The organism is Marinobacter sp. LA51, from assembly GCF_030297175.1.
GTDB lineage: Bacteria > Pseudomonadota > Gammaproteobacteria > Pseudomonadales > Oleiphilaceae > Marinobacter > Marinobacter apostichopi.
This window is the reverse complement of record NZ_AP028070.1, coordinates 1,272,198-1,284,582: the sequence shown is the minus strand read 5'-3', so window position 1 is coordinate 1,284,582 and position 12,385 is coordinate 1,272,198. Positions and strand designations below refer to the sequence as shown.

At 56.4% G+C, this 12,385-nt stretch carries 11 protein-coding genes and 1 tRNA gene; 11 read left to right on the top strand and 1 reads right to left on the bottom strand.

Going from position 1 to position 12,385, the window contains the following annotated elements:
* Positions 1-324: 324 nt before the first annotated feature.
* The 4 genes from QUE89_RS05910 to QUE89_RS05895 all read left to right on the top strand — a co-directional run bounded on the left by QUE89_RS05910 (position 325) and on the right by QUE89_RS05895 (position 4,055).
* Positions 325-618, top strand: a complete 294-nt coding sequence (locus tag QUE89_RS05910; RefSeq protein WP_286222293.1) for a hypothetical protein — start codon at positions 325-327, stop codon at positions 616-618.
* A gap of 236 nt (positions 619-854) precedes the next feature.
* Positions 855-1,592, top strand: a complete 738-nt coding sequence (locus tag QUE89_RS05905) for an ATP-dependent zinc protease family protein (RefSeq protein ID WP_286222292.1) — start codon at positions 855-857, stop codon at positions 1,590-1,592.
* On the top strand, positions 1,589-3,106 hold the full coding sequence (locus QUE89_RS05900) for an inactive transglutaminase family protein (RefSeq protein WP_286222291.1): 1,518 nt from the start codon (positions 1,589-1,591) through the stop codon (positions 3,104-3,106). The genes QUE89_RS05905 and QUE89_RS05900 overlap by 4 nt, the downstream gene beginning before the upstream one ends.
* Position 3,107: 1 nt before the next feature.
* The gene (locus tag QUE89_RS05895; RefSeq protein WP_286222290.1) at positions 3,108-4,055 is read left to right on the top strand and encodes an alpha-L-glutamate ligase-like protein; all 948 of its coding nucleotides are present in this window, start codon (positions 3,108-3,110) and stop codon (positions 4,053-4,055) included.
* 94 nt (positions 4,056-4,149) lie between these two features.
* Here the strand turns inward: QUE89_RS05895 and QUE89_RS05890 are convergent, their stop codons facing one another.
* Positions 4,150-5,739 carry a BCCT family transporter gene (locus QUE89_RS05890; RefSeq protein ID WP_286222289.1) on the bottom strand — a complete coding sequence of 530 codons (1,590 nt, stop codon included), beginning with the start codon at positions 5,737-5,739 and terminating at the stop codon, positions 4,150-4,152.
* A 249-nt stretch (positions 5,740-5,988) separates the two neighbouring features.
* Between QUE89_RS05890 and QUE89_RS05885 the strand changes: the two genes are divergently transcribed.
* The 7 genes from QUE89_RS05885 (at position 5,989) to QUE89_RS05855 (ending at position 12,367) form a co-directional block, all read left to right on the top strand.
* Positions 5,989-7,632 carry an FMN-binding glutamate synthase family protein gene (locus tag QUE89_RS05885; RefSeq protein WP_286222288.1) on the top strand — a complete coding sequence of 548 codons (1,644 nt, stop codon included), beginning with the start codon at positions 5,989-5,991 and terminating at the stop codon, positions 7,630-7,632.
* 115 nt (positions 7,633-7,747) lie between these two features.
* Positions 7,748-7,824: transfer RNA gene (locus tag QUE89_RS05880), tRNA-Pro, on the top strand.
* A 183-nt stretch (positions 7,825-8,007) separates the two neighbouring features.
* Positions 8,008-8,955 (top strand): phosphate/phosphite/phosphonate ABC transporter substrate-binding protein, encoded by a 948-nt coding sequence (phnD, locus tag QUE89_RS05875; protein ID WP_286222287.1) that lies wholly within the window; start codon positions 8,008-8,010, stop codon positions 8,953-8,955.
* Between the two features lie 17 nt (positions 8,956-8,972).
* Entirely contained in the window at positions 8,973-9,800 is an 828-nt protein-coding gene (gene phnC / locus QUE89_RS05870) for a phosphonate ABC transporter ATP-binding protein (RefSeq protein WP_286222286.1), read from the top strand.
* Positions 9,797-10,609, top strand: coding sequence for a phosphonate ABC transporter, permease protein PhnE (phnE, locus tag QUE89_RS05865; RefSeq protein WP_286222285.1), 813 nt, complete (start codon positions 9,797-9,799; stop codon positions 10,607-10,609). The genes phnC and phnE (QUE89_RS05865) overlap by 4 nt, the downstream gene beginning before the upstream one ends.
* On the top strand, positions 10,606-11,412 hold the full coding sequence (phnE, locus tag QUE89_RS05860) for a phosphonate ABC transporter, permease protein PhnE (RefSeq protein ID WP_286222284.1): 807 nt from the start codon (positions 10,606-10,608) through the stop codon (positions 11,410-11,412). Before phnE (QUE89_RS05865) ends, phnE (QUE89_RS05860) begins: the two co-directional genes overlap by 4 nt.
* Before the next feature lie 4 nt (positions 11,413-11,416).
* Positions 11,417-12,367: an HAD-IIA family hydrolase gene (locus QUE89_RS05855; protein ID WP_286222283.1), complete on the top strand. Its 951-nt coding sequence runs from the start codon at positions 11,417-11,419 to the stop codon at positions 12,365-12,367.
* Positions 12,368-12,385: the final 18 nt, after the last annotated feature.

Genomic DNA, 12,385 nt, shown 5'->3' with positions numbered 1-12,385 from the left:
CACACAGTCTACCTCATCAATGGAACCTTTTTCCCACCAGGCCGTGACAGTCATCGTGGATCACTGCTTTGATCTCGACTGCTTGGCAAATCCCGGAACCCAGCGCATCTGTTTATAGACGCGCATCGTAATATCGGCTAAAAGGATGGAATGTCCTTTTGTCTTTAGGCATTACGTTTTGTTAACTGTGCCTGGGACGACGACAGGATCGCAAACGGACGAAAAACCATGCTAAAAGAACTCTGGCGAAAACTTGGAACAGACTTCATGCAACCGGGCTGTTCCGCGCCCGCTGCCTATGCTGGACTGGCTGGAACGCGAGAAATGCGCAGTTCTACCGAGCGATCCCGTGTACTTCCCCATATCACCCACACCGGCGAGTTCCATCTGGAACGTTTGACCACCCTGCTGAAAGGCCGCTACAGCAAGGCCTTGGATACGATTGGCGGAGATTCCGGTGACGAAGCGCTGCGCGACCTGATCAACTATGCGGCGCGAATTCAGGATCAGGATGTTCAGCGCGAACTGTTGCTGTTCTACCTGAACTGCTCACCGGTGATTCAGGAATTCCTGCGCTCCGAAACCACGCTGGGCGACGACAACCCCCTGTTCCGGTAATCACTTACCCACAGAACCTGAGAACCCGTCGAAAAATTTCGCTCTTAACCAACTGTAAAGCAACTACACAGTTCGGTTGTTGTATACTCTTGCGCCTACTATCTTCAATTACATTCACACCGGCCGTGGTACCAGCCATGGAAACGGCCTGAGAACTTCCGGCGCAGGGGTATTCAATGGGTTTAAAACACTTACGGGCTGGTTTTCCTCAACCAAGAGTCCTGTTGGCGACTGGCATGCTTATTTTACTGGCCGGCTGCTCGTCAGACCGATATTTCATGGTGCCGAAACAGGACTTGAGCGAGCTGAACTCGTCCGTGAATACCCAACGGGCAACGCTTGTCACCATGGAAAACAATTCCCAGTTCCGTCATGACAAGATGCTGGAAAAGCACCAGGACAGCACCGACTCGATCATTGATGCCATCAAAACTCAGGTTGAAAAACCCAGTTGCCCTCCTGTCCCCGCGCAGAGAGTCTGCCCAACTGTAGAGACCTCCAAGACTCAGGACGCGCGCCTGAAAGGCAAAATAATCGTAGGTCAAGTTGAAAAGATCTACATCGCCGCGACTGAACAGGTGTATAACGCACGCATTGACAGTGGCGCGGAAACCTCCTCAATAGACGCCCGCAACATTACCCGCTTCGAACGCGACGGGAGCAACTGGGTTCGCTTTGATGTCCCAGTTCCCAGCTCGGATAAGCTGGTTACTCTCGAGAAAGAAATCGTCCGCCGAGTCAAAGTTACCCAGGCGGCTGCCGAAGATCCGGAACGTCGCGTGGTCGTTGAGTTCCAATTCGCAATCGGCGATCACCAGCAAGTTGCCGAATTTACCCTGACTGACAGAAACGACCTCGAAAACGAAGTATTGATCGGTCGCAATGTCCTCCGGGACGTTATGCTGATTGATGTCGGCAGGGAATTTACCACCAAGCTGCCCGAAGCCATCGCCAAGAACAGGAATGACTCGTGAAGCCCCGCTCTCGCCTTCCCTTTTATGTCGCCGTATTTTTACTCATCGCTGCTGGTATCTCCCTGGCTGTCTGGCGCCACATTGAGCTTGGTATTCCCTGGCTGACCGGAGAACAGCGCCCGGTCTGGATGCTTGAGGCCCGTGTCGATTTCGATGCCAACGACAGTGCGGTGCAGGCCAGCCTGAACGTGCCGGATCAACCGCCCGGATTCCGCATCCTTAGCGAACAGGCTGCGTCGCCCGGGTACGGCTTCTCGATCATCGAGAAGTCTGGCAATCGCACGGCGGAATGGACCAAGCGCGAAGTCTCCGGTCCGCAAACTTTGTACTTCAAGGCCCAGTTTATTCCGGATGAGACGGCCCTTGGGCGGAAACCTGCCCAGGAACCCAAGGCCAGCAACGTTTTCTGGGAAGAGCCTCAAGCCACCGCTGTGCGCGAGATCCTGACCCAGGCTAAGGCGCGATCCAGTACGCCAGAAAGCATGACCCGTGAACTGATCCGGCTGATGCAGCCCGACACCCGCACTCAGAACACCACCTTGCTGGTCGCCGAAGAAAACTACCTTGATCTGCTGGTAGACATGCTGAACCATTCAGGCATTCCCGCCCGCACCGCCGATGGGCTGAAGCTGGAAGATGCCCGGCGTCGCCAGTCACTGATGCCGTTCCTGCAGATCTACAATGGCCAGCAATGGTTGACCTTTGACCCGAGTAACGCTGAACAAGGCGTTCCAGAGAGCCTGCTGCTATGGCGCCAGGGCTCTGCATCACTGCTGGACGTGGTGGGCGGAGACAACTCTGAAGTGAGCTTTTCCATGCTTCGGCAAACCGTCCCAGCCCTCCAATTGGCGACCATGCAGGTGGAGTCTAATGGGCTCGGTTTCCTGAGCTTTTACGCACTCCCCATTGAGGAGCAAAGCATGTTCCGGATGCTGTTGCTGCTGCCGCTGGGCGCGCTCGTGGTGGCGTTCATGCGGATCGTCATCGGCATTCGTACTTCCGGGACATTCATGCCGGTGCTGATTGCGGTGGCGTTCGTGCAAACCACCCTGATACCAGGGCTAATCGCCTTCCTGTCGGTGGTCTCCATTGGCCTGATGATGCGCGGCTACCTTTCCAGCCTGAACCTGCTGCTGGTATCACGGATATCGGCCCTGATCATTCTGGTTATCTTCATCACTGCCGGCCTGAGCATCATTGGTTATCAGATGGGCTTCAACACCGGCATGACGATCACCTTCTTTCCCATGGTCATCATTGCCTGGACCATCGAGCGCATGTCGATTCTCTGGGAAGAGGAAGGTGCTCATGAAGTCGCGATTCAAGGCGCTGGCAGCTTGTTCGTCGCCATCTGCGCCTACCTTCTGATGAGTACTCCACTGGCCGGGCATCTAACCTTCAATTTCCCCGAATTGCACTTCGCGGTACTCGGCCTGATATTGCTCATGGGGCAATACACCGGCTACAAACTGACGGAACTCAAGCGATTCACCCCCATGAGGGTGTACGACTAACATGGATTGGATCTCACCCCGACGTCTGAACCGGCTGGGTATGCTCAATATGAATCGGCGCAATGTTGATTACATTGCCCGTTACAATGAGCGCTCGTCTTATCCGCTGGTCGACAATAAGCTGAAAACCAAGCTAGCCGTGGCTGAATATGGGGTCACTACGCCCCGTCTGCTGCAGGTGGTACGACAACAACACGAAATCTCCCGTTTCCGCGAAATGGCCGAAGGCCTCGGCGGCTTTGCCATCAAACCCGCAAAAGGGTCCGGCGGCAAGGGCATCACCGTCATTACCGGTCGCGATGATGACTATTACGTCAAAGCTTCCGGATCACGGATAGCTGCGCCCGATCTAGAGCGCCATCTGACCAATATCCTGGCTGGGCTCTATTCACTGGCAGGAAGTCCCGATGTCGCCATTGTGGAGAGTTTGGTGGAGTCTGCACCATCTCTCGCCAAGTTCTCCTATCAGGGCGTACCGGACATCCGCATCGTGGTATTTCAGGGTTATCCAGTAATGGCGATGCTGCGTCTGGCTACCAAGGATTCAGACGGCAAGGCCAACCTGCACCAGGGCGCCGTCGGTGTAGGCCTGGACATCGGCACTGGTCGCAGCCTGAATGCGGTGCAGTTCAACCGCCCTATTACCCTGCATCCGGATACCGGCCTAGCTCTCGAGAACATCGACATTGAAGCATGGGAAGACATGCTGGAAATGGCTGCGCGCTGCTATGAGGCGACCGGTCTCGGCTATATGGGCGTGGATCTTGTGGTAGATGCCAACGAAGGGCCACTGCTACTGGAACTGAATGCCCGCCCCGGCCTGGCTATCCAGATGGCCAATGGCCGTGGCCTGCTGCCCAGACTGCGGAACATCGAGAGCCTCAAGCGCCCGCACTTCACCCCGCGCGAACGGGCGAATTACGCCATGGACGCCTTTGGCGCGCTCTGACTCAGATCTCTGTCAGACACGCACCTGAAACAAAATTCAGACACAAAAAAACCGGGGCCGAGCCCCGGTTTTTTTTACACCCTTACTGGCGCAATTACATTTCGCCTCGGGCGATCAGCAACTTGCGTTCATGGGTCAGGCCTTTTAACAGACCCCACGTCATGACCAGAAGGACGGCAGTAAACGGCAGACCTGCGCTGATGGAAGCCGCCTGAATGGCCCCCAGAGCATCCTCACCGCCGCCGAAGATCAGCGCTGCGGCGATCGCACCTTCCATGACCACCCAGAATACACGCTGAGCTGTCGGTGCGTCGGTCTTACCACCGGCGGTAATGCTATCAATAACCAGCGAACCGGAGTCCGATGAGGTTACGAAGAACACCAGCACCAGGACGATACCGACGAAGGAGATAATGCCGGTCAACGGCAGGTTCTCAAACATCTGGAACATGGCCAGCGGAACGTCGGTCAGACCATTCGCTGCCAGCGCACCGATACCGTTCTGGATCTGCTCCAGCGCAGTACCGCCAAATGCACTCATCCACACCACGGTAATCACGGTAGGGATAATCAGCACTGCGGTGATGAACTCACGCACGGTACGGCCGCGGGAAACGCGGGCGATGAACATACCAACGAACGGTGACCAGGAGATCCACCATGCCCAATAGAACACAGTCCAACCCTGGAACCAGGCTTCGTCTTCACGACCAAACGGATTACTGAATTGAAGAACGTTGCCAACATAGCTGGATGAAGTCACCCAGAGAGTTTCCAATACCGTCATGGTGGGACCGGCAAAGATGACAAAGAACAGCAGAATGCCAGCCAGGCTCATGTTGACGTTACTGAGCACTTTCACACCGCCATCCAGGCCGCGCAGTACAGAAATCAACGCAAGTGCAGTGACACCCACGATGATCGCCATCTGTACGTTAATTCCGTCAGAAACACCGAACAGATAGCTCAAGCCAGCGGCAGCCTGCTGGGCACCGAAGCCAAGGGAGGTTGCCAGACCGAAGATGGTGGCCACCACCGCCAGGATATCGATGATGTGGCCCGGCCAGCCCCAAACCTTGTCACGCAGCAGCGGGAAAAAAGCTGAGCGGATGGTCAGCGGCATGTTCTTGTTGAAGGAGAAGAACGCCAGGGACAGTGCGACGATGGCGTAAATTGCCCACGGGTGCAGACCCCAGTGGTACATCGTGGCGCCCATGGCCAGGTTGGCCGCTTCCGGGGTGTTTGGCTCCACGTTAAACGGCGTTTCGTACCAGCCGGTAAAATAGGCTGTCGGCTCAGCAACCGCCCAGAACATCAGGCCAATGCCCATGCCAGCTGCAAACAGCATGGAAAACCATGACAGGGTCGAGAACTCAGGTTTGGCGTCCATACCACCCAGGCGAATCTTGCCCACCGGCATGAAGATCAACGCAAGGCACACCACCACAAATACGTTGGCACTTAACAAAAAGAACCAGTCAAACGTGGCGATAATGTCCCATTTTGCACCGTCCAGGAGTGACTTCGACTCGGCCGGAAAAATAAGGGTACCTACCACGAAAAGCACGACCAGTATCGCCGTAATCGGAAATACCGGTGCGTGAAGATCCAGGCCGAAAGGATTTATATTATCCTGGCCTGCGACGTAATCCGTCTGATATTCGTCTTTTACTACCTCGCCCACGTTTGGCGCCTCCTGAAGTGGAAAGTCTTGCTGGGAATCGGTATTCAAACGTTACAAGCGCGTCATGATAATGTTTTGAACTCAAAACATCAAAAATGCAGCGAATTGCTGCATCCTCCTTCATCATAGACCAAGAATGCGCCGTGAATAGCTCTCTGCCTGGCGATCGGCTACAGAATTCATAGCGTATCGATATAAGCTGGTACTGCACCAAGTCCTTGCGACCAAAAGGATCCAACTGAGGTAACCATGGAGAAAACAACTACGTTTCCGGTACGTTACACCGTTTACGCGCTGAGCATCGCTGGCTTTATTGTGTCGCTGGCGCTAGCCATATCGTTTGACGCCAGCTACTTCTTCCCGATCGTATTCGGAGCATTGACGGTGCTCGGGACCTACGATCTCCTTCAGAAGAAACACACGGTTAGCCGCAACTACCCGATTCTCGCCAATATTCGCTACCTGTTGGAATCCATCGGTCCCGAGGTCCGGCAGTACTTTATCCAGTCCGACACCGAAGAACGGCCGTTTTCCAGGGAGCAGCGCACTATTGTCTATCAGCGCGCAAAGAACGTCCTGGACAAGCGCCCGTTTGGATCGCAGCTGAGTATGTACGAGGAAGGCTACGAATGGATGAACCATTCCCTAAACCCCTCCCGAATTAATGGCAGTGACTTTCGGATCCTGATTGGTAAACACTGCGCAAAGCCTTACAGCGCAAGCGTATTCAACATCTCGGCTATGAGTTTCGGGTCACTTTCCGCTAACGCGATTCTTAGCCTGAACACCGGCGCGCGGATGGGCGGCTTCTACCACGATACCGGCGAAGGCTCGATTTCCCGCTATCATCGGCAACCCGGCGGCGATCTGGTATGGGAAATCGGCTCAGGCTACTTCGGCTGCCGTCACAAAGATGGCTCGTTCAATCCGGACATGTTTCGCGAGAACGCGACGCTTGATCAGGTCAAAATGATAGAGGTCAAACTATCTCAGGGCGCCAAACCCGGCCACGGCGGCATTCTTCCCGGTGCCAAGGTAACGTCGGAGATCGCCGAAGCTCGCGGTGTAGAAGTGGGCGAGGATTGTGTATCACCCGCTAGCCATTCCGCCTTTTCCACCCCGGTGGAACTGCTCGAGTTCATTGACCAGTTGCGTGAACTTTCAGGTGGGAAGCCAGTGGGGTTCAAGCTGGCGATCGGCCATCCCTGGGAGTGGTTTGCCATCGTCAAGGCAATGCTCGAGACCAACCGCAAACCCGACTTTATTGTAGTCGATGGCGGTGAAGGCGGAACCGGTGCCGCGCCCCTCGAATTCATCAACCGGCTGGGCATGCCCATGACCGAGGCCCTTTTGCTGGTCCACAATACCCTTGTGGGCACCAACCTGCGAGAAGACATCGCCATTGGCGCCGCCGGCAAAATCACCTCGGCGTTTAATATTGCCCGCACCTTGTCCCTGGGGGCCGACTGGTGTAACTCGGCCCGCGGCTATATGTTCTCCCTCGGCTGCATTCAGGCACTGAGTTGTCACACTGGGCGCTGCCCGAGTGGCGTAGCCACCCAGGACCCCAGGCGTGGCAACAAGCTCGATGTCGAACTCAAGAGCAAGCGGGTTTTCAACTTCCACAAAACCACGCTCGATGCGCTTCAGAACCTGCTCGAAGCCTCGGGGCTACGCCACCCTTCTGAGCTCGGCCCGGAGCATATCGTACGCCGGGTCTCCAAGACCGAAGTGCATTCCTATCTGGATCTGTTCAAATTCCTGGAACCCGGTGCGCTACTCGAGGGTGAGACTGGGCTAACGGTGTTCGATAAATACTGGCCGAAAGCGACCTCCGAGAGCTTCGATCCGCCGGAATTTATCCTGAAACTCAGAGAGACCAAGCTCCGGTAAAAAACCGGACGCGAAATGGCTCGAAGCCTGTTTATTTTTGCTGAAGGCTGGTGTAGACTTCGCTCCCGCTAAGCCACTGAGATATCTCCCAAGTTTCTCAAAGGCAGTAGCAATTCGGGGCGTAGCGCAGCTTGGTAGCGCACCTGCATGGGGTGCAGGGGGTCGTAGGTTCAAATCCTACCGTCCCGACCAATTCAGTACATTGAAATCAGCCACTTTCGGGTCGCTGATTTTTTTGTGTCTGAATTTTGCCTGGGCAGAGGTACAGCCCTTTCCCGCCGAATTCCAATAATTTGTCATAAAACCTTCATCGGACTACCTTAAGTTCACGTCCATACCGACATTCCGTCGGGATAAAAACAAAGGATAGTGACGATGAAGACGTTTCTGACCCTGGCCTGCGCCACCCTTCTTTCCCCCGCACTCGCCCAAGGAGCCTTTCAGCTCGACAGCCGTTATCAGGACAAGGACGGCGATCTGATAGCAGACATCCCCAGCGCAGAGTCGGAGCTGAATGATCCCTCCACTCTGATCTTCGCTTACACACCGGTCGAAGATCCTGCGGTTTACCGAGAGGTCTGGTCTGAATTCCTCGCTCACCTGTCCGACGTCACTGGCAAGCGGGTACAGTTCTTCCCGGTACAATCCAACGCTGCGCAAATTGAAGCCATGCGTGCAGGGCGCCTGCACATTGCCGGTTTTAACACCGGCTCCAACCCCCTGGCTGTCGCCTGTGCCGGATACCGCCCCTTCACCATGATGGCCGCCGCCGATGGCTCCTTTGGCTATGAAATGGAAATCCTGACCTACCCAGGGTCCGGTATCGATGCGGTAGAAGACATTCGTGGCAAGGAAATGGCCTTCACCTCCCAGACCTCCAACTCAGGTTTCAAAGCACCTTCTGCCATCCTGAAAGCCGACTACAACATGGTCGCAGGTGAAGACTTCGACCCGGTATTCTCAGGCAAGCATGACAACTCCATTCTCGGTGTCGCTAACCAGGACTACCAGGCAGCGGCAGTCGCAAACTCTGTACTGAACCGAATGCTTCGCCGTGATGTGGTCAGTGAAAATCAACTGGTCAGCCTCTACAAATCCCAGACCTTCCCGACCACAAGCTATGGTATCGCTCACGATCTGAACCCTGAGCTGCAGCAGAAAATTCAGGACGCTTTTTTCTCCTTCGAGTGGGAAGGCACTGCCCTGGAAGAGGAGTTCTCCAAGTCGGGCGAAGCCCAGTTTGTCCCGATCACCTTCAAAAACCACTGGGAAGTGATCCGGAAAATCGATTCGGCTAACGGCGTTGAATACAACTGCAAATAACCAACTCGGCGAACCTTGTGCTAAAACTCGAGAATGTATCCAAGACCTATAAGACCGGAGACAAGGCGCTTCAGGGGATCAGCTTCGAAGTCCCCGCCGGGCAGGTGGTGGGGCTGATTGGCCCCTCAGGTGCCGGTAAATCGAGCCTGATCCGTTGCATCAACCGCCTGGTGGAGCCCACATCGGGCTCCATTCGGCTGGGCGATACCGAGCTGACCCGCCTTAACGGCCGCAACTTGCGCCAGGCCCGACGGCGTATCGGCATGATCTTTCAGGAATACGCGCTGGTGGAACGGCTGACCGTGATGGAGAACGTGCTTTCCGGACGCCTCGGCTATGTGTCCACCTGGCGCTCCTTTCTTCGCCGCTTTGGCCCGGAGGACATAAGCCAGGCCTTCGCCCTGCTTGAGAAGGTGGGGCTCGCAGACCATTACAACAAGCGCGCAGATGCCCTCTCCGGTGGTCAACGGCAACGGGTGGGCATTGCCCGGGCGTTGGAGCAGAATCCGGAATTGCTGCTGGTTGACGAACCCACCGCCTCTCTCGACCCGAAAACGTCCCGCCAGATCATGCGACTAATTCGCGGCGCCTGCCAAGAACGCAGCTTGCCGGCCATCATCAATATTCACGACGTGATGTTGGCTCAGCAGTTTTCCGACCGGATCATCGGCCTGCGAAATGGCGAGGTGGTGTTCGACGGCGCCCCAGACGAGCTGACCAACGACGTCCTGACCCGTATCTACGGCGACGAAGACTGGACCCAGCTACGCGGCGAAGAGAATGCCGAAGAAAGCACGGATGATTCGAATGACGCACCCTCCGTCGACCTTGCCGAGGGGGTATGATGGACCATCAGTCCACAGTGCGTTCAACCTGGAAGCGCCCTCCCCTGCTTTTTACCAACACCCTCTGGCGACGACTGATTTATACCGGCGCCCTGATCTACCTGGTACTCGCCGTGCAAACCGTCGAGGTGGATTGGCAACGGGTTTACCTGGGCCTTGAGCGCGGCTGGCGTTTCATTGAGGGCTTTCTGGTTCCTGATTTCACCACCCGCTGGCGGGATATCCACGAAGGCCTGATCGAGAGCCTGACTATTACCCTGACCTCCACCGTCGCCGGCATCCTGATTTCCGTGCCCATTGGCATCGGGGCAGCCCGCAATCTGGCGCCGGCCCCGGTATACCTGGCCTGTCGCGGAATCATTACCCTGTCGCGCTCGTTCCAGGAAATCATCATCGCGATTCTGCTGGTGGCCATGTTCGGCTTCGGGCCCTTTGCCGGATTTCTGACCCTGGCATTCGCCACCATCGGCTTTCTGTCTAAGTTGCTGGCTGAGGAAATCGAAAGCTGCGACCGCAATCAGATCGAAGCCATCCGGGCTACCGGGGCTTCCTGGTGGCAAGTGGTGAACTATTCGGTACAACCTCAGGTCATGCCACGGCTGGTTGGTTTGTCTCTGTATCGCCTGGACATCAACTTCCGTGAATCCGCGGTGATCGGCATTGTCGGGGCGGGCGGTATTGGTGCCACTCTGAATACCGCCATCGATCGCTACGAATACGATTCGGCCGGCGCTATCCTGATTCTCATCATAGCCATCGTCCTGGTGGTGGAATATTCCTCTTCGTACATTCGCAGGTGGGTCCAGTGACAAGCTCTTCTTCTCCCGTCTGGCAGCACCGGACCCGAAAACAAACCCTGCTGCGCTGGCTCGGCTGGTTCTGGCTGGTAGCCCTGACCGTGTTCTGCTGGCAACTAATGAACGAGAACACCATCTGGGCTTTCGTCAGCGATGCACCCGCCCAGGCAGCGGACATTGGCAGCCGCATGTTCCCGCCGGCCTGGAGCTATGTGGGTGAGCTCTGGCAACCGCTTTGGGACACCATCAACATTGCCACCCTTGGCACCCTGCTGGGCATTATGATCGCGGTGCCTGTAGCGTTCCTGGCGGCCAGCAACACAACACCCAGCGTCCGCTTCGTTCGGCCTCTGGCATTGCTAATCATTGTGGCATCACGTTCAATCAACGCCCTGATCTGGGCATTGCTGCTGGTGGCCATCATTGGCCCCGGCTTGCTGGCCGGCATCATCGCCATCGGCCTTCGCTCCATCGGCTTTGTTGCCAAGCTGTTGTATGAAGCCATCGAAGAAATAGACGTTACCCAGGTAGAAGCAGTTCGGGCCACCGGCGCAAGCGGCGCCCAGGTCATCGACTACGCCATCGTGCCCCAAATTCTGCCAGCCTTCTGGGGCATCAGCGTATTCCGGTGGGACATCAATATCCGGGAATCCACCATCCTCGGTCTGGTGGGCGCCGGAGGCCTGGGCATCCAACTCAATGCCTCACTGGCCACCCTGGCCTGGAACCAGGTCGCCACCATCTTCTTGTTGATCCTCGGCACCGTGGTGATCTCCGAGTGGGTGTCTGCCCGTGTCCGACAGGCGGTGCTATAAGCCCATGATCGATCAGCACCCCACCTCCTTCGCCGGTATCCAGCCCACACCCGCTTGGGCATTCGAGCAGTACGAGAGTATCAGGGAACGGCTTCCGAGCGCCTCGGCTCGCCAAGCGCAACCCCGACTTGTGGATTCGTTAGCCCCACTGATGAGCGAATTCGACGCCTTTGTCTTTGATGCCTTCGGGGTTCTCAATACCGGGCCCAGTGTCATACCCGGAGCCCTCGATCGGCTCGCTCGGCTGCAGGCTGACAACAAAACGGTACTGGTGTTGTCGAACGCCGCCACAGCAAGCCACCCGGCACTGGCCATAAAGTACCAGCACATGGGCTTTGATCTGGATGAAGAAACGGTGATTTCCAGCCGCTGGTTGCTGGAACAGCACTTGAGGCAAACACCAAACCCGGGGATTTGGGGCGTGATTGCCCCGGAAAAGTCACAGCCGGAGACCTTGCCACTACCTAACAACTCGACACGAACTGTCCGTGCCGACGTCGACGAGGCGACTCTGGACGGACTTGATGGCTTCATCTTCCTGAGCAGCGAAGGCTGGAACGAGACCCTGCAGCACCGGCTAACCAATAGCCTCACTCGTCGGCCCAGACCTGTAAAGGTTGCCAATCCGGACCTTGTCGCCCCCAGGGGCGATCTGCTGACACTGGAACCCGGGTATTTCTCCCATCTGGCGGCCACCGCAACCGGTGCCAGCCTTGAGTTCTTTGGCAAACCCTTTGCCACCGCCTTTGAGGCCGCGCTTGCCAGGCTCCCGGGCATTGACCCGGCACGGGTTCTGATGGTGGGTGATACCTTGCATACCGATATACTGGGCGGTCAGGCAGCTGGAATGTCTACGCTGCTGGTGACCCGTCACGGCGCCTTACAAGGCATGGACATTCAGAACTGTATCCGCCGTTCGGGCATCTACCCGGATTTCATGACTCCATCGATCTGAACCAACGCCACCTTCACC

Bases quoted from the DNA above. Each gene is read 5' to 3' on its own strand.
- phnD (WP_286222287.1), top strand. From the start codon at position 8,008: ATGAAGACGTTTCTGACCCTGGCCTGCGCCACCCTTCTTTCCCCCGCA.
- QUE89_RS05885 (WP_286222288.1), top strand. From the start codon at position 5,989: ATGGAGAAAACAACTACGTTTCCGGTACGTTACACCGTTTACGCGCTG.
- phnE (WP_286222285.1), top strand. From the start codon at position 9,797: ATGATGGACCATCAGTCCACAGTGCGTTCAACCTGGAAGCGCCCTCCC.
- QUE89_RS05910 (WP_286222293.1), top strand. From the start codon at position 325: ATGCGCAGTTCTACCGAGCGATCCCGTGTACTTCCCCATATCACCCAC.
- QUE89_RS05905 (WP_286222292.1), top strand. From the start codon at position 855: ATGCTTATTTTACTGGCCGGCTGCTCGTCAGACCGATATTTCATGGTG.
- QUE89_RS05895 (WP_286222290.1), top strand. From the start codon at position 3,108: ATGGATTGGATCTCACCCCGACGTCTGAACCGGCTGGGTATGCTCAAT.
- QUE89_RS05855 (WP_286222283.1), top strand. From the start codon at position 11,417: ATGATCGATCAGCACCCCACCTCCTTCGCCGGTATCCAGCCCACACCC.